The following is a 20283-nucleotide window of genomic DNA, read 5'->3' as shown; positions in this document are numbered from 1 at the left end:
GAGGATATATGAGTATTTTTGATATTGTAGGACCGGTCATGATAGGTCCGTCAAGTTCACATACGGCGGGAGCCGCGCGTATTGGTCTCATGGCCAGAAAGATATTAACAGATGAACCAATCCGGGCAGATATAACTGTTTATGGTTCTTTTGCTAAAACATACAAGGGACATGGTACAGATAAAGCTTTGGTTGCAGGGTTGCTGGGATTTTCCGCTGATGATATCCGGCTTCGTTCTTCTTTTGAAATTGCAAAGGAGAAAGGAATGACAGTTACGCTGACACGTTCGGAAGAGGAAACGGATCATCCTAATACGGTACGTATTAAACTGGAAGGAAAGACAGGAATTGTGATGGAGATTGTCGGTGTATCTTTAGGAGGCGGTCGTATTGAAATCCGGGAAATAAATAGTTTTCATGTTGAAATTACGGGTGAAGAATATACCCTTCTTACCTTCCACCATGATCAGCCTGGGATTATTGCTAAAGTAACGACTATCATGGCTCTTGGTGCGATTAATGTATCCACTATGAGAGTATTTCGCAGCGCAAAAAATGCCAATGCAGTCATGATTATATGTACAGATAGTCCTATACCTTCTGATTTGGAGACGGAAATCTGTAATATTTCTGCCATTCAATCGGTCATTGCATTATCACCATTATAGGAGGTTATTTATCATGAATACATATGAATATAAATCATTGGCAGAACTGTTGGATTTGACCGATAAATATACATTACCCCTATCAAAAGTAGTTATACTGCGTGAAATGGAAGAGTCAGAAAAAACAGAATCTACTATATTAGATATTATGGATAAGCGGCTAGATGTGTTTTATGAATCTATTCAGACTGGATTACATGATACAACTCAATCCGTAAGCGGGCTTGTAGGAGGAGATGCGGCACGTTTGGCGACAGCTGCTTCCATATTGTTGGGAGATGTATCAAGACGAGCGGCAGTGTATGCATTGGCAATTAATGAGGCGAACGCGAAAATGTTTCGAATTGTAGCCTGTCCGACTGCGGGATCTTGCGGCATTGTTCCGGCAGTCATTTTAGCTGTAGCAGAAGAAAAAAAATATGAAAGACCATCTTGTATACAGGCGTTTTTTACAGCGGCTGGCATTGGGGCTGTTATAGCACGGAATGCGTGTGTTGCAGGAGCTGTTGGCGGTTGTCAGGCTGAATGTGGTACTGCTGCGGCAATGGCTGCGGCAGCAGTTGTGGAATTGTGTGGAGGAACCCCGGTTCAAGCAGTGCAAGCGGCAACATTATGTCTAAAGAATGTATTAGGATTAGTCTGTGATCCGGTAGCCGGATTAGTAGAGGTTCCTTGTGTTAAACGTAATGGCTTTTTTGCTGTTCATGCTTTAACGGCCGCTGAAATGGCCTTAGCAGGAATCGTTAGTGTTATACCGCCGGATGAAGTGGTTTCAGCAATGTATGAAATTGGAAGAGCCATGCCTGTTTCTTTAAAAGAAACATCAGAAGGCGGACTGGCTCGTACACCTACAGGAAAAGCAATTTCTGAACGGTTGGAAAAAGCGATGCGAGAACAATAAATGAACGATATACGTAAACAGTGCACTAGATAGATATAGTATAAATAAAAAAATCGTATTGTTTCAAATGTTACCATATTTGAAACAATACGATTTTTTTTATTTATATCACAGATGTTGATTATTCAGATCAATCTGATACAGACATTCTTTTTATTTTTCTGAGACAGCAGCGGCTAAATGAGTATGAGAGTTTTGTGAGATGCGGACCCTATTTTTGGCGAAGACAGGTTTTCCCTCCAGTCTGCGTATAATGGCACGGCAAAGTGCCGCCGGTATAGGCGTATCCTTTGGCTGTTTAGCGAAGTTATAGACTAAATCACGTTCAAAATTGCTAAGTTCAACGCATTTTGTTTTCATAGTGTCATCCCTTTGTTATTAAGTATACGATCCATGACAAAATATTGTTTTTATACTATATCTTGTTATTAGTTTTAGCTATATTCTACTATAAATATGATAGATTGGCAAGAAAAGTATAGAGACTTTCTGTATCGGCAAATAGGAAAAAATGTATAAATAACATGTAAAAGATAAAAAGAAATTTAAAATTGAATTTATTTATTTTTGCAATAAACGTTTTACAAAAAGCATATATGTATTGACATTCAATACAAAACCTGTATAATTGTCCTCAACAATACATTTCCCCAAATGGTAATGACGGAAAAAAGTAGAGTTGCAAATATCTTCGCAGAGAGCCGATGTGTGGTGTAAATCGGCAGGTGTTGTAACTTGAAGTTCTTTCCTGAACCGCAAGGCTGAAGTAAGTAGGCCGAGCCGGCGTAGCTGTCGTTAACAAGCCATGAGTTGATCTGATTCGAGATTATTAGGGTGGTACCGCGGATATATCCGTCCCTTAGGTATCACCTTTTTTTATTTGTCTCTGTCATTGTTTGATGCTATCAGATTATTAGGGTGGTACCGCGAGCTAAATCGTCCCTTTCAGGGGCGATTTTTTTTATATCGGATATTGCTTGAGGGGGAGTATTGATTATATCCACAACAGGAGGGAAAAAAGTATGAATAGTTCGGCGATTATTGTAGGTGTATATATTTGTGTGATATTTTTGATTAGCTGGTATGCAAAAAGACGTGCTGCCGGAAAGACCGAAAATTATATCTTAGCAGGTCGAAAATTAACAACTCCCCTTATTATGGTGTCAATTGTAGGACTTGCCGTCGGTGGTGCATCTACAATTGGCGTCGCAGAACAAGCCTATAAGGCGGGCATTTCTGCCGGATGGTATACTTCTGCCTGGGGCATAGGTGCCATCGTAATGGGACTTACTGTTGCTAAAAAGTATCGCCGCCTCAATATTACTACTATACCGGAAATGTTAGAACGTTACTATGATACAAAAGGAATGGCTGCGGGTATTTTTTGCCAGATATTAGTCCAGCTGGTCATTATGAGTATGCAATATGTTGCAGGCGGGACTATTTTAGCAGCGCTTATGCCGGAACTTTTTACTCCTTTTACGGGCATGCTTATGAGTGCTATCGTCTTTATTGGCGTGACGCTTATTGGTGGAATGTGGTCGGCTAGTATTTCTAATTTATTGAATGTGACATTGAAGTATGCGGGAATCATTATGGCGGCATTTATTGCTGTTCGCATGGCAGGTGGTATGGAACAAATTCAAGTGCAACTGCCGGAAGCGCATGGACTTGATCTTGTTGCGGGAGTAGGTCCGATGACTATTATTACCTGGATTGTTGTTCTCGTCACCGTGAATATCTCATTGCAAAGCATTATTCAAATTTCTCTCGGGGCAAAAAATGTTCATATTGCTCGCAAAGGGTTTATTATAGGTGGATTAATCATGCTTCCCATTGGTTTTGTCAGTGCTTTGCTGGGGGTTATCGCTGCGGAAATGTATCCCCATATATCGGCTACCCTGGCCTTGCCTAAGATGATCATGTCTTTGAATCCATGGCTGGCAGGTATTACACTGGCAGCTCTTTGGGCCGCTGATGTAAGCTGTGCCTGTAATTTGCTTTTGAGTTCAGCAACACTTTATTCACATGATATTCATAAGCGATTCATTAATAAGAATATGTCAGAAAAATCATATATGCGTGTTACTCGTGCTTCTGTTTTTTTCTTTGGCCTGCTTACTCTTGGTTTTGCTATTACTATCAGCGGCATCATTTCTACGCTCATGGCTGGACTTAGCCTAATGGCTGCATTCAGTGTCATTGTGCTTATGACGCTCTATGCACCAAAATTATGTAGTCGTGAAAGTGCTTTTTATACTATTATCGCGTCTATTATTGTATTAATTGCATGGATGATGTTTCCTTCCGTACGAATTCTGCCACATGTTATTTATATGGAATGGATTGTTTGCGGGGGTGTCTTTTTAGGTACGAGTGCGTTAGTGCGTAATCCGATTAAAGAAGATGAAAATTTGCGTTTTGCTAAAGAAGATGTGATGGATACGGTGTCGGCAAATCATTAATGAAAGTAAAGATATCTGGAAAACTAAAAATAACAACCTCTATTAAATTAAAAAAGTTTAGTAGAGATTGTTATTTTTATAAAAATTAATGTATCTCATGCATATAGATCAGTTATAATGAAAAAATTAATTTAAAAATACATAGTATACACTATTTTATCGTCCTGTAAGGTGTGCAACGTTATGATAATGTAGGTTTGTCAAACATATGTTACATAGCGGAGAGAAAAGATCGGAGAACTTCATTGGGAGATTTCCAAGCCAGGGGACGCATAGGAAAATTATTGTATTCTCTATTACGGACTGCTAACTGTTTTTTGAAATCTTCAAAGGAATAAAAGCGATGATTCGCATAGAAATACTCGTTATCTTTTCGGTGAGATCGTTCTACCTTTCCGTTATGTCTTGGTGTATAGGGACGGATTTTTTGATGGATAATGTGATAGGCTGCCAATTGTCGTTCAAACAGCGTGAGTTCCGCTGTCTTACTTCGACCAAATCGGTTGGTGAATTCAAAGCCATTGTCGGTTTGGATTTTACAAATGGGAAACGAGAATCTTCGTACCAAGTGTTGGAGAAATATCGTGGAAGAATAGGTGCTCTGTTCTTGGAATGCTTCCAAATACCGAACGCGCGTACATTCATCCATAGCGGTGTACTGGTACATCTTTTCACCCAGCGCATGTGCCTGCCCCACGATGCAAGCAGAAGGAACTACTTTGACATCTACCTGCACTTTTTCTCCAGGGAACAGTGCTTGTTGATAGGGCTTGGGGATGTACTTTGGGTTCGGTACGGATTCCCGTGTGAGTCCGATACGCTTTAAACAGCGATATAGGCCCGTGATGGATCGTGTATATCCCCGTTTTCTTAGCTTGATCCAAAACACGACCAGCCCGGCATGCGGATTTCGTCGTCGCATATTCTGAATAAACGTTATCTCTTGAGACGTGTGTTGATTGGGATGATGGTGAGGGCGTCTGGATCGGGGCTGTAACGATGCCGGGGTCCCATCATAGCGCCATTGCAAGCGATAGATAAACTGGCGATTCGTACGATATTTTATGGCAGTTTTTGTGACACCATGCTTTGTTGCATAGGAAAGAATAGATAGACGATATTTTACATCTTGTGTTATGCTGTTCATGAGAGGACTCCCTTTCTGTTATGGTTTTGCGTAGTAACTTAAGCATAACACAAAAAGGTGTTCTCTCTTTTCTGTTTTTGTAACATATCTATGGTAAACCTACACCTGTAAGGTGTGCAACGTTATGATAAAATATTGTATTATATTTTACAAAGTGGTATCATAAAACATATATAGCATTGAATCGGACAACTGAAAAAGGATGTGAGAATATGAAAAAAATTCCATTGGCATGGGCGATGGTGTTGACTGTGTGTATGACTTCCTTTGTATTTGCTACTCCGCAAACACAGTGGAATCAAGGAGAAGCACAGATTGACCTTGGGACATGGAATGTAAAAGCAAAAAGCGGCGGAGAATCTTCCAGCAGTAAATGGAATGTGAACGGCGGAGTGATGTATGGACTAAACAATCAATGGGCAGTACAATACGAGTATTGGGGTTTAAAAACAAAAAATGATTGGACAACAGGTAATTCGCAGGAAATAAATGCAGTGTATTCGTTAAATAAGAATTTTGCTTTTTATGGAGGCTGGAACCGTATTAAAAATTCAACAAATGTTACTAGTGAATATAATGTTACAAACAATGTGCTTCAAGTAGGGGTTGTTGCTAAAGCGCCTATAGGTAATAATTTTGATATGTATGCCAAGGGAGAATTAGGAACAAAAAAGACATCCTTATGGGAAACTGGAGTTGGGTACGCAGTATCTAAAGATTTGGACGTCAATGTGGGATACCGCCATCTTAACACGGAAGTTAACAGTGACAATAATATTACTTACAAAGGATTTATTGCGAATGTGTCATACCGTTTTGGCGGTGGTTCAACAGCAAAGAAGTAGAAGGTGGGTATGCTTTATTTGACATGTATGATAGGGGAATATGCATTTTCAAGGTCTGCTATATATACTGGATCGCGACAAAATTGTTGCATTTTCTGGGTATGTAGCAGACCTTTGTCGTTTGTTGGATACTAGAATTTGATTCGTGATGTATACTGCGAAAATAATATATTTTATGGAAAGGTGAACAAACAGACTTATATGGATAAAAAATATTTCCGTATACTGGCGGATGGTATAATGAGTAATATTATATATATTTATATCAATAGCATTATCGTCATGTTTTGTACATGGTACGTATTTATTTCACAACCTGATAATATTTATGTTACAATAAGCTGTACATTTGAGAGAGGAGAATGTAGATGAGTTGGCGTATTGAACAAAAATTAGCGGAACGCCTTGCCGAGGAAAATGGATATTATAAATTCCCTTTTGGTTCTCGTCATACGATGGCGATTTGCTACCCCAATACGTATGAAGTAGGGATGAGTAATTTAGGAATGCAAATTATTTATCGTGAAGTTAATTGTCATGAAGGGTGGCAGTGTGAACGTGCATTTGTTCCAGATAAAGAGTTGGCTGCATGGTATGAAAAAGATCATACGCCATTGCTTACTATCGAAAATCAGCGGCCTCTTTGTGATTTTGAACTTATTGGATTATCCGTGAATTTTGAGATGGATTATTTTAATGTTCCTTATTTACTTACGCAGGGGCGGATTTCTCCTCTGGCAGCGGAACGGACGGAAAAAGATCCGCTGATTATTATGGGAGGACCGGTGGCTTTTTTTAATCCAGAGCCTTTAACTCCTTTTGTCGATGTTTGTATTGTTGGTGAAGGGGAAAAGGTAATTCATGATTTACTTAAAACATATACATTAATTCAAGAACAAGGAGGTACGCGTCAGGATGTATTAGATGCATTGGCCGGTGTTCCCGGACTCTATGTACCCTCTTTATATATACATGAATATGATAAGGAAGGCAATCTTTGCCGTATTATACCACAGAAAGGAGCTCCAGCCAGCGTTGCGCGGCAGTGGGAAGAATTAACAGAACCCGGAGAAACTGTTGTAACAACACCGCATACTGAGTTTGGGGCGATGTATCTTATTGAAATTGCGCGTGGCTGTGGTCGTCATTGTCGTTTCTGCATGGCTGGATATTGTTATCGTCGACCGCGGGTGCGGCCATTGTCATATGTAAAAGAAGCTGTTCTGCGTGGTAAAGCTTTAGGGAAAAAAATTGGTCTTATGGGGGCTGCCATTTCTGATTATCCCCAGATTGATGAACTTGTATCGTTTATCCGGTCAGAAGGCCTTTCTTTTTCATGTGCATCATTACGTGCTGATTCTATTACGCCTGCTATTGTAAAAGGTCTTGCCGAAAGCGGACAGAGAACCATTACCTTGGCTCCGGAAGCGGGCAGTAAACGCATGCGGGATGTCATCAATAAAGGGATTACCGATGAAGATTTATTTCGATCTATTGATTTGGCAACAGCAGCAGGTATTATGCATGTGCGATTATATATTATGATAGGCCTTCCTTGGGAGGAAGATGAAGATATAGAGGCTATTGTTGATATGACGCAAAAGGTTAAAGATCATATGAAACGTATTGGTAATACAGGAAAAATAACACTTAGTATCAATCCTTTTATTCCCAAACCGTGTACACCGTTTCAATGGATGCCAATGGCCAGTAAGAAAGTTGTTGAGCATCGGTTGGATATTATTAAAAAAGCGTTTCACCGGCAGCGGCAGATAGAACTGTTGATTGAGCCATTGCGGCAATGTTATATACAAGGGGTACTTTCTCGCGGAGATCGCCGTGTAGGTGAAGTAGTGGCGTTAGCCAGCCGTTACGGGGGAGTGAAAGGATGGAAGCGGGCTGTTAAAGAATATGGACTTGATGTGAAGAAATACTTATATGTGCCACGACCTCTTAAGGCAGTGTTACCTTGGCAGGTACTTGATATGGGACTTGCTCCTAACTATTTAATATATGAGTTGGGACGGGCACGGAAAGGTGAATTTACTAAACCTTGCTGGGAAGGGTGTCAGCGTTGTCATGTTTGCGGAGGTATTAATGAGTACTAAATGGATTTCACACACAAATGGAATATGCTGGGAAGAAAGTGCGCTTATGAATGCTGCTGGTTTTTGTCACGGAGTGACTGGACGTTCCGGGGGAGTGAGTATGAATGGATACGGTTCTTTGAATTTAGCATTGCATGTTGGTGATAATGCCGGCTATGTACGAGAAAATCGCCGCCGTCTTTGTAAAACGGCAGGCTTTAGCCTCTCGCGCTTGACAACATCACAGCAGACCCATGGAGATAATATTGTTGCAGTAGGTTTGACTGAAGCGGGCTGCGGTTCCGCCTCATATGAGGAAGCACTGCCTCATACGGATGCTTTAATGACTAATTGTACAGGGATACCGCTTGCGCTGTTTGTTGCTGACTGTGTTCCGGTTATTTTGTATGACCCGGTACATAAAGCGTGTGCGGTTATTCATGATGGATGGCGCGGTACAACTGCCAAGCTTGCTGCTAAGACTGTATTTGCTATGCGTATTGCCTATGGTACTCGGTCTTCTGATATGCTGGCTTATATTGGGCCCTCTATTTCATGGAACCATTTTGAAGTGGGACATGCGACGGAGCAAATATTTAATTCTATGGGAGCTGTTTTTTCTTCGTGTATTATTCGGAAAGATACAAAATGTTTTATTGATTTGTGGGCAGCCAATAAAATTATGCTGGAAGAAGCAGGAATTTGTCCTGAACATATAGACGTAACGGAAAATTGCGTGTATGATAATGAGGATAAATTTTTCTCGTATCGCCGTGATCAGGGAATAACTGGAAGAATGGCGGCATTTGCTAAGTTATGATAAAATGTAGATGTTAATTTGGGGAAATTTTGTCTAATAATTATACTTTTCACTATATATAATAGAATAAATATAATGGATGTAGTATAATTAAATCAATTAGTGTACAAGACGGAGGGGATATTTTTTGATCAAAGAAAATGTAGCGGTTATAGAAAAACAGATTGCTGATGCCGCTGCCCGTGCCGGAAGAACAGATAAAATTATTTTAGTAGCTGTTACTAAAAATCATCCGCTGGAAAATGTAGAAGAAGCAGCGGCTTGCGGAATAACTGATGTAGGAGAAAACCGGGTTCAGGAAGCTATGGAAAAAATAGAACATTTTCATGGCTGTTTAAAGTGGCATTTGATTGGACATTTACAAACTAATAAAGCCAAACATGCTGTAGAACATTTTGACTTGATTCATTCTGTGGATTCTGAACACCTATTGAAGGCTGTTGATAAGGCGGCCGAAAATTTAGGGAAAGTACAGAATATTCTGTTGCAGGTTAATGTGGCTGGAGAAGAAAGTAAATTTGGTATGGAAGTAGATGCTTTTCCAAAAATAATAGAAGTGGCTAAAGGACTGTCTCATGTGCGTGTTCAAGGGTTGATGTGCATTGCTCCTAATTATGAAAATGTAGAAGATGTACGTCCTGTATTTCGTATAGCACGGGCATTATATCAACATATGCAAACGAAGTTTCCTGCTGGGCAGATTCAATATTTATCAATGGGCATGACCCATGATTTCGAAATAGCAATCGAAGAAGGCGCCAATATGGTCCGTGTAGGAACGGCAATATTTGGACCGCGCAATTACTAAGGAGGACATGACATGGGAGTAAAAAATTTTTGGAACAAATTAGTGGGTACTGTAGGCGGAGTCAATGAAGATGACGATGAATTTGAAACAGATGAAGCAGGATATGAAGATGAAGTGCCGTCGCGGCAGGTGGCGCAACCATATCGTTCGTCTTCTTCTCTTAGCTCGGCGCAGCAGGATAAACCGCTGAAAATGATGATTGTCGAACCGGAAACGTTTGATGATGCGCAAGATATTGCCGATTACTTGCGTGATCGCAAACCGGTAGTTATTAATTTTGAAGCAACAGAACCGGATATTACGAAACGTGTTGTTGATTTTGTAAGTGGGGCGACATATGCTGTAGATGGCAACATACAAAAAGTTGGGAAAGATATTTTCCTTTGTGTTCCCAGCAATGTAAGCGTTGACCGCGGCAAACATGAGTACGATGATTTTGCATCAGCATTAACTTGGAAAAATCAAGACGGACAATAATCCGGCAAAGAGGGTTTTGCGTGAAGAATAGAGATAAAGTTATTAGATATTATAAAGGCAGCGATAATGGCGAATTAGCAGCACGGCTGATTGATTTGGCAGATGCAGCTGCAGGAAAGGGCCGTCCATACGTTGTAAGTGAATTTGTCTCTCCGGGAGAGGTTCAAATAGCAGAAACGATTCAAGCGCATATGGCATCTTTAACCGTACGAGCTTATGGTGGGTATCAAGGGGCGGAACGGGTAAAAATTGCATTTATCCGTGATGATTATGATGGCTCCATTGATTATGAAATAGCGGCATGCCGGATTACGTGGGATGTGCGGTATCGGTTGTTGGGACATCGAGATATTCTGGGGGCCCTTATGAGTTTAGGTATTGACCGGAAGTACTTTGGGGATATCCTTATGCAGGAAGATAATGCGATTTTATTGGTAGATACTCATCTGGTGCCGTATTTAAAACAAAATTTTGATAAGATTGCGATGGTTTCTGTCCGTGTTGAAGAAACATTGCTTGAAGAAATTGTACCTAAAGAAGAAAAAATTAAAGAAATAAAGACAACGGTTGCTTCTATGCGATTAGATGCGATTGTTTCTTCCGGATTTGGTATTTCTCGGACTAAAGCTGCAGAGGCAATTAATGGAGATCGGATTCAAGTCAACTGGCAATCGGCCAAGGGCCCGGCACAGACAGTTCGGGAAGGCGATGTTATCTCCTTGCGCGGACGAGGACGGATGGAAGTTACGGCGGTAACCGGCCAGTCTCGCAAGGGACGTACAGGAGTTTTGTTGAAACGCTATATGTAATGATGTATAATGTGCATGTATTTCATAATTACTTAGGAGGAAATCATACAATGCTCACACCAATGGATATTCATAATAAAGAATTTAAACGCGGTTTTCGTGGATACAGTGAAGAAGATGTAGATGCTTTCATGGATGATTTAGCAGGTGACTATGAAAAAGTCTATCGTGAATACTGTGAGTTAAAAGAACGCAGTGAAAAACTGCAAGATAAATTGTCTCAATATGAAAAAATGGAATCTACGATGAACAGTACATTGATGTTGGCTCAGCAAACTGCTGAAAATGTAAAGGTATCTGCTCGAAAAGAAGCTGATTTGATTTTACAGGAAGCAGAAAATAAGAAAAAACAAATGTTGGATGAAACTACATTTAATGTTCAGACAACGCAGAAGGATATGGACAAAATGAAAACGCAGGTTAATGCATTCCGGGCTAAAGTCAGGTCGATTCTTACCAGCCAGCTGCGGTTGTTGGATGATATGGTTCTTGAAGAAGAGGAAGTCCGGACAGAAACCGCTTCCAAGGAACCGGTTGTTGAAGAAAAAAAATGATTCCAACATATGCTCTCTTTCCGGTATGACAGAGGTTAAACCTGAGAGGGAGTATATTTTTTTAGGAGGAATAAGATGAAACGAAAGCTCGTGATTTTGGTCAGTTTAATGATGATGATGGCGGGATCAGTTATGGCATATAATCCATATGCACCCAACCCTTTTGATACGATGGAACGAACAAGCTGGGAATATAAAGCGGTTTATGACTTGACAAAAGCAGGGTTGACGGGTTCAGATATGAGCAAATTTTCTCCGGCATATTCATTGACCCGATATGAAATGGTACAAATGGTAGCTGCCGCTATTCAAAATCGCCAGAAAGCGACGGTTGGACAAAAAGAAGAGATTGACAAATTGCAGGATTCCTTTTCAGAAGAGTTATCATATGTAAATAGAGAGAATAGTACAGCGGCTCACAATACACCGCCGGCAGGACAGCTTTTTGACTGGAGACAGGGGATAAAAACAAAATGAATGAAATAAAAATGGTGGCCATTGATTTGGATGATACGTTACTTCGCGATGATATTACCGTATCTGATCATACGGTCCATACGATAGGGTTGGCGCGTAAAAAAGATGTTGCCGTTGTTATTGCTACAGGACGTATGTTTTCTACCGCTCAGCCTTACGGAAAACAGTTAAAATTAGGCGATATACCCATGATGCTTTATTCAGGGGCATTAATTCAGACTGTAGATACGGGAACAATTTTATATCATTGTCCGATTGATTCGCAAGATGCAAATACACTTTTGCTGTTAGCCAAAGAAAAACAATGGTTCTTGCAGACATATATTAACGACGTAGTTCGAGTTCCTTACTATAACCATTATATTGAAAATTATGAAAATATTACAGGAACAAAAGCTCTCATAGCAGGGGAAAGCTTTTATCATCCAGAAGGAAGTCCTTCTAAAATGTTGGTTCATGGTACGCAACATGAATTGGATCAAATAAAAGAAGAAATAGAGCAAGCGATGCCCGGCGTATTTAAATTAATGCGGTCAAAAGAAACGATGTTGGAAATCGTACATAAAGGAATCAGCAAAGGAACTGGTCTTTGTCAATTATGCAGCATATTTCACGTTCGGCCGGAAAATGTTATGGCTATTGGCAATTCTCAAAACGATATAGCTATGCTGGAAAGAGCAGGTTTTTCTGTTGCTGTAGCCAATGCTGAAAATGAAATACGGCAGGCGGCTGATTTTGTGACTACCTCCAATAATGATGACGGCGTTGCTGCCGCTATCGAGAAATTTATTTTGTGATAGTATAAAGGAGGCAACTATGGAGCAGTTTCACCTTATTATTGTGACCGGAATGTCCGGTGCGGGTAAGACACATGTAGTACAAGTACTGGAAGATATTGGATATTTTTGCATCGATAATATACCGCCTGTTCTTATTCCAAAGTTTGCTGAACTGTGTATACAAGGCGGAGAAAGAGTGCGACATGTAGCTCTCGTTGCCGATATTCGCGGCGGACAATTTTTTGATGCGATGAGTCAGTCGCTAAAAGAGTTGAAAGAACAAGGTGTGTCTTATGAAATAGTGTTTCTTGAAGCGAATGATAGGGTATTGGTACGCCGTTATAAGGAAACGAGACGGGTGCATCCACTGGCTCCGCATAATAGAATTAGTCAAGGAATAGCTGAAGAACGCCTTAAGCTTGCAGAACTTCGCAAAGAGGCTGATTTTATCATTGATACGTCAAATATGAAGCCTGGTGAGCTTAAGGAAGTATTAAAAAAGAAATTTGCTATTAGTGAACGGGGAAAGGGCCTTTCGGTAATGGTTGTTTCCTTTGGATTTAAACATGGTCTCCCCATTGATGCCGATATTGTAGAAGATGTTCGCTTTCTGCCTAATCCTTTTTATATTGAGGCATATCGACATAAATCAGGCAGAGTGCCTGTTGTACGTGATTATATTGAAGGATTTCCCATTACGCAGACTTTTATGCGTAAATGGTTTGATATGGTTGATTTTCTTTTGCCTAACTATGAAAGAGAAGGAAAAAGTCAGTTAGTTATTGCCGTTGGGTGTACGGGTGGTTTGCATCGCAGTGTTTGCATGGCAGAAGCCATGTACCGTCATTTAAAGAAAAACGGTATGGATGTTGCGATTGAGCATCGTGATATTGAAAAAAATGATGTAGAGGAAGACGTATCTGATGATGAGAAGCTTTGATGGAGGTGTAATTGATGCGATTATTTAGATGGTTGCATCCGGGTCTTCATATAAAACGATGGTTGTTTTTATTTGGTCTGGGTATGATGGCTACCAGTTTTGGTCTCGTCCTTACATTTAATTATCAGTGGCTTGGACAAATTGAAGAATGGGCTTTCCGGATGCTATATGAAGCAACGGGGCATTATAACTATACAGTGCTGGCTACAGTTGGCATTATCTGGCTGATTATTGGAGTATTTGTTATGGGCTGGGCAACACGGCGTCTTATCCGTACGATGTTGGATGCTATTATGCCGAATGAATCTGAAAATATCAGCGACTTGATTCTTTCTAATATGAAATTGTCCAAAGGACCTAAAGTTGTTGTCATTGGTGGTGGTACGGGATTATCTATCATGCTGCGTGGGTTAAAGACAAAAACATATAATTTAACAGCTGTTGTAACCGTTGCTGATGATGGCGGTTCATCGGGACGAATTCGACAGGATCTTGATATTATTGCTCCTGGAGATTTGCGGAATTGTTTGGTGGCGTTAGCCGATAAAGAAGGCTTGATGGAAAAACTGTTTGCTCATCGTTTTGGCGGTTCAGGGGAATTAAACGGGCATAGTGTTGGAAATTTATTTATTGCAGCACTGATTGAAGTTTTGGGTGATGTCGAGGGGGCACTAGATGCTTCCAGTAAAATTTTGAAGGTACGCGGCAAAGTTATTCCGTCTTCGGCAGATAAAATTCTGCTTAATGCAGAAATGGCCGATGGTACAATCGTACAAGGGGAATCACGAATTCCAGACGTACATGGTAAAATCAAGCGTGTTTTTACGACGCCGGAACATCCGCGTGCTATACAATCTGCGGTAGAGGCGATTATAAAGGCAGATGCCATTGTTTTGGGACCGGGAAGTCTCTATACGAGCATTATGCCTAATTTACTGGTTCCTGATATTGCCGCTGCCGTTCGCAATAGTAATGCTAAAAAAATATATATTTGTAATGTTATGACGCAGCCAGGTGAAACAGATGGATATTCTGTTGCAGATCATCTTAAAGCTATTAATCAGCATGCCGGTGCTAATATTATCGATTTTGTCCTTGCTAATAATGGTATGATTGAACCGGATATTTTGCAACACTATGCATTGGTCGGAGCCTATCCGGTAAAAATTGATAAAAAACAAATTGAAGCTACCGGAGCTACGTTGATTCTTTCTGATTTGGTAGACAAAAAAACGGGAGCAACTCATGATGCAAAAAAGTTAGCGAATATGCTATTTGATTTAATTAATGCGCTGCGAACTGATTTGTCGCCGGAAATATTGCGTTATTATTTAAAACGGTATAATATGACACACACGAAAGGGTGACATTCGTGTCTTTTGCAGAAGAAGTGAAGAATGAAGCTGCCCATTATAAACCAGAAAATGCTGCCTGCCGATATGCGGAGTTAGCGGCACTGCTTTGTATGGGCGGCTCTATTATTTTGGGTCCTAAACAAACGGCTGGCATAGAATTTAGTACATCCAATAATGCTGTGGCACGTAAGGCATTATCTATGTGGATGCGTATTTTTTCAATCCGTCCGGAAGTACTTGTGCGTCAGGGGCTGAAACTACGGAAAAAAAATATTTATATCCTGCGTGTCATTCCTTCACATGAAAGTACGCATATTCTCGAAGAACTATCTTTGTTTCCTCATGCTGGAGAATTTCATAATTTGCAGCTTAAAAAAGTGGATTGCCGGCGTGCTTTTTTAAGAGGGGCTTTTTTAGGAGGCGGTTCGGTAAATCAGCCAAAGGGAGATTATCACTTGGAATTAGTTACAGGTAATGAAATTTTTGCCAAGCGAATTCTCAAAATTATGCGACATTTTCAATTACCCGCTAAAATTACGGACCGAAAGGGTGAATATCTCGTCTATTTAAAAGAAGGAAATGGAGTTTCTTCTTTTTTGCAATATATCGGAGCGAATCAAGCTTATATGAAGTTTGAAAGTGTTCGAGTACTTAAAGACATGCGAAATAATGTGAATCGTATTGTTAATTGTGAAACGGCCAATCTGCAAAAGACCGTAGATGCTGCCATTCGACAGATTCAATATATTTATACTATCGAAGAAGCGGGATTATATGATCGGATGACTATGAAACTGCAGGAAGCAGCAAAGTTGCGGCTTGATCATCCGGAATCGTCATTGAGTGAATTGGCAGAGTTTTCTGGATTAACTAAACCGGGACTTATGCATCGGTTTAAAAAAATTGCTGATATAGCTAAAAATATAGAGGGACAACGTGAAAATGAAAATTAAGAAAATTGTTAAATTTACTGTAATAAGTATAGCTGCGGTTATGCCGTTTTTTGTATCGGCATCAATGGTATTCGCAGGCCCGGATGACAGAGATGTCATGCTTCAAATTATTCATTCACCCATGTTGCCTGCTGTAATGACAGTGCCTAAAGAAACAGGCACATTGCTTTTATCGGATAGTCCAGAATATGCGACGGAAGATGGTGTTCTTTATACGGATTTGATGAAAGGCGATTGTCGTGTTTATTTTTACCATGTGAACCAAATGAACGGACCTCGAAAAATTGCGGTCATGGCATATAATCCATCAGATAAAGCGGCAATGATATACGTGAATCGCTATCAGTTTTCCTGGCCCAGTGATGAATACTACCGTGTTGGGAAAGAACTATCTTTGATGTACTATGAAATGGTGCCAACCAGTAATAAGATACAAGTTCCGCCTCTATCCTATGCAGTTATTGGTCAACGGATCAATGCTGTTGCGATTCAGCCGGAAGCTTTGTATTCTGGAATTGTAGATATGACATTATCTGACATGATGCAGATTTTTACAGTTATTATGCCGTATGATGCTGATCCGGTCAATTTTGTCAAGAAATGTCGCTATTTAGAGAGTGATGCTGTGAAATTGAGAGGTAGTTTTCATGGTATGAATCGAGAACTAGGGTTAGTAACCCCTTATTTGCCAAGCGAGGGAATCCGCTATATAACCGTAGCTGATGGGCGTGTAGACCGCTTTGTGAAGGGAAAAGATATTATTGATAATCGAAATTCTGAAAACGTTGGTAATTATGGTGTAGATTACAATATTAATTTAAAAACAAAAGGAAAAGGAAAAATACATGTATATTTTAATCCGCAAGGCGGAGAATATGCCGGCGTTGTGGAAATGCTGTATCGTAATAATTGTAAATTGGTGGAAGTGCCGCCGGCTGGCGTATACAGTATGGGTGGTAATGATGCTGATGCCATGCAATATATTGACTCTTTTGACGCAGGAACAGATGTAAATATTCACTTGATGCCTCCCGGAGCTGCCAATTTGCCCGTTCGTCTTATTATTGTTCCCGATAATACAGTGCAACAATTTATAGATCAGGTAAATGCAGATAGATTACGGCAGAAACAGCAGCAGATAGTTCCAAAGCATGCAGACGTCAATGAATCGTTAACTTCTGGGTATAAGAAAAAAGATAAAAGTGAAAAAGATACAGTGAAGACAGAGCATATAGATGTACAGATTGCTTCGGCAGAAACATCTACCTCTCTTACGGATAAGAATACTCATGCAGGAGAATCAAATACCGGGATAAATTAAAAAATGAGTTGCTGCACGTATTACATGTGCAGCAACTCATTTTTTGCAGGGTGTGTCTTTTTAAACAAGCTCGCTTAATTTTTTTATAATACGGACAAATGGATATGATTCAAAATCAGCAGCCGTTGTAGTACCCGTTGTAATGCCGGTAAAATCAACCTGACTGTTTTGAGCCGTCTGTGCATCGATAAGGCTATCTCCGATATATAATATATCTTGCGGAGAAAGATTGTACCGTTTTTGCACTAATTTGAGACCGTACGGTGCTGGTTTTGGAAGATCTACATCTTCGATGCCAATGACAAAATCAATTAACTGTTCCAGATGTTCCATTTCTATTGTTTGATTAATGCGATGCCGTGTTTTTGTTGATACGATTCCACATAGTGCGCCTTGATTCTTGAGTTTTTCCAACGTGCTTCGGGTATCAGGAAATAAATAAGTATTTGGAGTCATGTATTTATCGGAATATCGAATTTTGTATAACCGGCATAATTCTAAAATATGGGACTTATCCGTTATACCTGTTATAATGCTCATAGACTCCGGCATAGATTTCCCGATCGTTTGACAAATTTTTTTACGGGAGACAGATGGAAATCCTTCCGCTTCCAATAACATTTCGAAGCACATAACAATGCCTTGTTCGGAATTTACTAATGTGTAATCAAAATCAAACACATAGGCTTTGTACATTAATTAGCATCCTTTGGTGGTTCTTGACCGAACCATTTTTTATATAATTTAGCATATGTTCCGTCTTTTTTCAATTCAGCAACAGCTTTGTTAACAGCTTCTAATGTTTCTGGATGATCTTTACTGATAGCAAGTGCGGAACCAGTCGAAATAATAGGCTCGCCTACTATTTTCAAATCTTTATCACCCCCTTGGGATAGATAATACATGGCAACGGCATTATCAATGACAACAGCATCACAGCTTTTGCTTCCCAGTTCCATCCATCCTTGGCTGTTAGCATCGTACTGTTTTACATTGGCACCTTTATTCTGAGCTATATCCACAGGTTTAGTACCTACTTGTGCTCCCACCGTTTTCCCAGCTAAAGAGTCCCAACCAGTAATGTCCGTGTTATCTTTACGTACAACAATAACATAGCCGCCGCGGAAATATACATCTGTGAACAGTACTTGTTTCTTACGTTCCGGAGTAGCATCCATACCGGCAGCAATCATATCGATTTGGCCGCTTTTTAAAGCCGGAATCAATGCATCAAAGCCCATACTTTTGATTTCAAGTTTCCGTCCCATTTTGTCGGCAATGGCTTGGGAAAAATCCATGTCAAAACCTACATACTTATCATCCTGTGTAAATTCAAATGGCGGGAATGTCGGTTCCGTGCCGACAACAAAAGTTCTTTCGTTCGGTGCGCCATCTTTTTTATCACCCGTTGAAGAACCGCAGCCTGCAATCATTGTCACAGCCGCCATAGATGCAGCGACAAAAGCGATACATTTTTTGTTCATTTCAAACATCTCCTAAAATATAATTTGTAAATATGTAAGATATTAATATTATACATAAATACAATAATGAAAACAATAAAAAGAAAAAGTGATGATAATAAATATATAGAAGAAAATAAATATTTTTTTCACATAACCTCTTGACGATATGCATTTCGAATGATATACTAATCAAGTCGTCGCGATGAGGGCAAGGAAACGAGGCTCCATCAAGGCTGATAAAAAAAGTGTAGGTTTGTCAAACATATGTTACACAGTAGCAAGAAAAGAACGAAGGACTTCGTTAGGAGATTTCCAAGCCAGAGGACGCATAGGAAAATTATTGTATTCTCTATTACGGACAGCCAACTGTTTTTTGAAATCTTCAAAGGAATAAAAGCGATGATTCGCATAGAAATACTCGTTATCTTTTCGGTGAGATCGTTCTACCTTTCCGTTATGTCTTGGTGTATAGGGACGGATTTTTTGATGTACAATGCCATACGCTGCTAACTGCTGTTCAAATAAAGTTAATTTTTCCAGTTTGCTTGGACCAAATCGATTCGTAAATTCAAATCCGTTATCGGTTTGAATTTTGTGAATAGGGAACTTACATTTTCTGACAAGATGTTGGAGAAACACAGTAGAGGAATAGGTACTCTGTTCCTGAAACGCTTCCCAATAGCGAACACGGGTACATTCATCCATAGCGGTGTACTGGTACATCTTTTCACCCCGTGCATCCGCCTGCCCCACGATACAGGCAGAAGGAACGACTTTTACGTCGATCTGTACTTTTTCTCCAGGGAACAGCGCTTGTTGATAGGGCTTGGGGATGTATTTGGGGTTAGGTATCGATTTCCGTTTCAGTCCGATACGCCTCAGACAGCGATACAGGCCCGTGATGGAACGTGTGTAACCACGCTTTCTCAGTTTGACCCAAAACACGACCAGTCCGGCATGGGGATTTCGTCGTCGCATGTTCTGAATCAGTGTCATCTCTTGAGAAGTGTGTTGATTGGGATGATGGTGGGGACGTCTGGATCGAGGCTGTAACGATGCCGGGGTACCCTCATAGCGCCATTGCAAGCGATAGATAAACTGGCGATTCGTACGATATTTTATGGCAGTTTTTGTGACACCATGCTTTGTTGCATAGGAAAGAATAGATAGACGATATTTTACATCTTGTGTTATGCTGTTCATGAGAGGACTCCCTTTCTGTTATGGTTTTGCGTAGTAACTTAAGCATAACACAAAAAGGTGTTCTCTCTTTTCTGTTTTTGTAACATATCTATGGTAAACCTACAGGCTCCATCAAGGCTGATAAAAAAAGTCTCTTGACAAACGGAAGAGATTTTGATATACTAATTAAGCTGTCGGACGACAGCAATGACCTTTGAAAACTGAACAA

21 protein-coding genes and 1 other annotated feature are annotated in these 20283 nt (G+C 40.2%); of the genes, 16 read left to right on the top strand and 5 right to left on the bottom strand.

All coding sequences use genetic code 11. The features are described from left to right. Nucleotides 1-8: 8 nt before the first annotated feature. Together sdaAB and sdaAA are read left to right on the top strand one after the other, a co-directional pair. Nucleotides 9-668 carry an L-serine ammonia-lyase, iron-sulfur-dependent subunit beta gene (gene sdaAB / locus NXG62_RS08220; RefSeq protein WP_427111966.1) on the top strand — a complete coding sequence of 220 codons (660 nt, stop codon included), beginning with the start codon at nucleotides 9-11 and terminating at the stop codon, nucleotides 666-668. Between the two features lie 13 nt (nucleotides 669-681). Then, nucleotides 682-1569, top strand: coding sequence for an L-serine ammonia-lyase, iron-sulfur-dependent, subunit alpha (sdaAA, locus tag NXG62_RS08215; RefSeq protein ID WP_427111965.1), 888 nt, complete (start codon nucleotides 682-684; stop codon nucleotides 1567-1569). Between the two features lie 153 nt (nucleotides 1570-1722). Here the strand turns inward: sdaAA and NXG62_RS08210 are convergent, their stop codons facing one another. Continuing rightward, nucleotides 1723-1929: a hypothetical protein gene (locus NXG62_RS08210; RefSeq protein WP_322351531.1), complete on the bottom strand. Its 207-nt coding sequence runs from the start codon at nucleotides 1927-1929 to the stop codon at nucleotides 1723-1725. A 291-nt stretch (nucleotides 1930-2220) separates the two neighbouring features. Continuing rightward, nucleotides 2221-2432, top strand: a binding site (T-box leader). A 159-nt stretch (nucleotides 2433-2591) separates the two neighbouring features. Here NXG62_RS08210 and NXG62_RS08205 point away from each other — a divergent pair. Continuing rightward, nucleotides 2592-4034 (top strand): sodium:solute symporter family protein, encoded by a 1443-nt coding sequence (locus NXG62_RS08205; protein ID WP_427111964.1) that lies wholly within the window; start codon nucleotides 2592-2594, stop codon nucleotides 4032-4034. Nucleotides 4035-4245: 211 nt separating this feature from the next. Here the strand turns inward: NXG62_RS08205 and NXG62_RS08200 are convergent, their stop codons facing one another. Next, nucleotides 4246-5181, bottom strand: a complete 936-nt coding sequence (locus tag NXG62_RS08200; protein WP_427111963.1) for an integrase core domain-containing protein — start codon at nucleotides 5179-5181, stop codon at nucleotides 4246-4248. 212 nt (nucleotides 5182-5393) lie between these two features. Between NXG62_RS08200 and NXG62_RS08195 the strand changes: the two genes are divergently transcribed. The 13 genes from NXG62_RS08195 to NXG62_RS08135 all read left to right on the top strand — a co-directional run bounded on the left by NXG62_RS08195 (nucleotide 5394) and on the right by NXG62_RS08135 (nucleotide 17406). Beyond that, nucleotides 5394-6026 carry an outer membrane beta-barrel protein gene (locus NXG62_RS08195; protein ID WP_322351532.1) on the top strand — a complete coding sequence of 211 codons (633 nt, stop codon included), beginning with the start codon at nucleotides 5394-5396 and terminating at the stop codon, nucleotides 6024-6026. A 368-nt stretch (nucleotides 6027-6394) separates the two neighbouring features. After that, nucleotides 6395-8134: a radical SAM protein gene (locus tag NXG62_RS08190; protein ID WP_427111962.1), complete on the top strand. Its 1740-nt coding sequence runs from the start codon at nucleotides 6395-6397 to the stop codon at nucleotides 8132-8134. After that, complete coding sequence (gene pgeF, locus NXG62_RS08185; protein ID WP_427111961.1) at nucleotides 8124-8933, top strand: peptidoglycan editing factor PgeF; 810 nt, start codon at nucleotides 8124-8126, stop codon at nucleotides 8931-8933. The genes NXG62_RS08190 and pgeF overlap by 11 nt, the downstream gene beginning before the upstream one ends. A gap of 127 nt (nucleotides 8934-9060) precedes the next feature. Beyond that, nucleotides 9061-9741, top strand: a complete 681-nt coding sequence (locus NXG62_RS08180; protein ID WP_427111960.1) for a YggS family pyridoxal phosphate-dependent enzyme — start codon at nucleotides 9061-9063, stop codon at nucleotides 9739-9741. Between the two features lie 12 nt (nucleotides 9742-9753). Then, nucleotides 9754-10218, top strand: coding sequence for a cell division protein SepF (locus NXG62_RS08175; protein WP_427111959.1), 465 nt, complete (start codon nucleotides 9754-9756; stop codon nucleotides 10216-10218). Nucleotides 10219-10238: 20 nt separating this feature from the next. Beyond that, a complete protein-coding gene (locus tag NXG62_RS08170) occupies nucleotides 10239-11027 on the top strand; it encodes an RNA-binding protein (RefSeq protein WP_427111958.1) in 789 nt (262 codons plus the stop codon). Between the two features lie 50 nt (nucleotides 11028-11077). Continuing rightward, nucleotides 11078-11581: a DivIVA domain-containing protein gene (locus NXG62_RS08165; protein ID WP_322351533.1), complete on the top strand. Its 504-nt coding sequence runs from the start codon at nucleotides 11078-11080 to the stop codon at nucleotides 11579-11581. A gap of 75 nt (nucleotides 11582-11656) precedes the next feature. Further along, the gene (locus tag NXG62_RS08160; RefSeq protein ID WP_427111957.1) at nucleotides 11657-12058 is read left to right on the top strand and encodes a hypothetical protein; all 402 of its coding nucleotides are present in this window, start codon (nucleotides 11657-11659) and stop codon (nucleotides 12056-12058) included. Further along, a complete protein-coding gene (locus NXG62_RS08155) occupies nucleotides 12055-12855 on the top strand; it encodes a Cof-type HAD-IIB family hydrolase (RefSeq protein WP_427111956.1) in 801 nt (266 codons plus the stop codon). Before NXG62_RS08160 ends, NXG62_RS08155 begins: the two co-directional genes overlap by 4 nt. Before the next feature lie 19 nt (nucleotides 12856-12874). Beyond that, a complete protein-coding gene (rapZ, locus tag NXG62_RS08150) occupies nucleotides 12875-13777 on the top strand; it encodes an RNase adapter RapZ (protein ID WP_427111955.1) in 903 nt (300 codons plus the stop codon). Between the two features lie 14 nt (nucleotides 13778-13791). Next, nucleotides 13792-15144 carry a gluconeogenesis factor YvcK family protein gene (locus NXG62_RS08145; RefSeq protein ID WP_427111953.1) on the top strand — a complete coding sequence of 451 codons (1353 nt, stop codon included), beginning with the start codon at nucleotides 13792-13794 and terminating at the stop codon, nucleotides 15142-15144. A 5-nt stretch (nucleotides 15145-15149) separates the two neighbouring features. Continuing rightward, a complete protein-coding gene (gene whiA / locus NXG62_RS08140) occupies nucleotides 15150-16085 on the top strand; it encodes a DNA-binding protein WhiA (protein WP_427111951.1) in 936 nt (311 codons plus the stop codon). Beyond that, the gene (locus tag NXG62_RS08135; RefSeq protein WP_427111950.1) at nucleotides 16075-17406 is read left to right on the top strand and encodes a hypothetical protein; all 1332 of its coding nucleotides are present in this window, start codon (nucleotides 16075-16077) and stop codon (nucleotides 17404-17406) included. Before whiA ends, NXG62_RS08135 begins: the two co-directional genes overlap by 11 nt. A gap of 60 nt (nucleotides 17407-17466) precedes the next feature. Here the strand turns inward: NXG62_RS08135 and NXG62_RS08130 are convergent, their stop codons facing one another. The 3 genes from NXG62_RS08130 to NXG62_RS08120 form a co-directional block, all read right to left on the bottom strand. Then, entirely contained in the window at nucleotides 17467-18102 is a 636-nt protein-coding gene (locus NXG62_RS08130) for an HAD family hydrolase (protein WP_427111949.1), read from the bottom strand. Further along, the gene (locus NXG62_RS08125) at nucleotides 18102-18890 is read right to left on the bottom strand and encodes a basic amino acid ABC transporter substrate-binding protein (protein WP_427111948.1); all 789 of its coding nucleotides are present in this window, start codon (nucleotides 18888-18890) and stop codon (nucleotides 18102-18104) included. The genes NXG62_RS08130 and NXG62_RS08125 overlap by 1 nt, the downstream gene beginning before the upstream one ends. A 249-nt stretch (nucleotides 18891-19139) precedes the next feature. Further along, nucleotides 19140-20075, bottom strand: a complete 936-nt coding sequence (locus NXG62_RS08120; RefSeq protein WP_427111947.1) for a DDE-type integrase/transposase/recombinase — start codon at nucleotides 20073-20075, stop codon at nucleotides 19140-19142. Between the last annotated feature and the right edge of the window lie 208 nt (nucleotides 20076-20283).

This window comes from Megasphaera sueciensis, from assembly GCF_050219315.1.
GTDB classification, from domain to species: domain Bacteria; phylum Bacillota; class Negativicutes; order Veillonellales; family Megasphaeraceae; genus Megasphaera_A; species Megasphaera_A sueciensis.
Note: the sequence above shows the minus strand (reverse complement) of the source record. Positions and strands in the feature narration are given on the sequence as shown.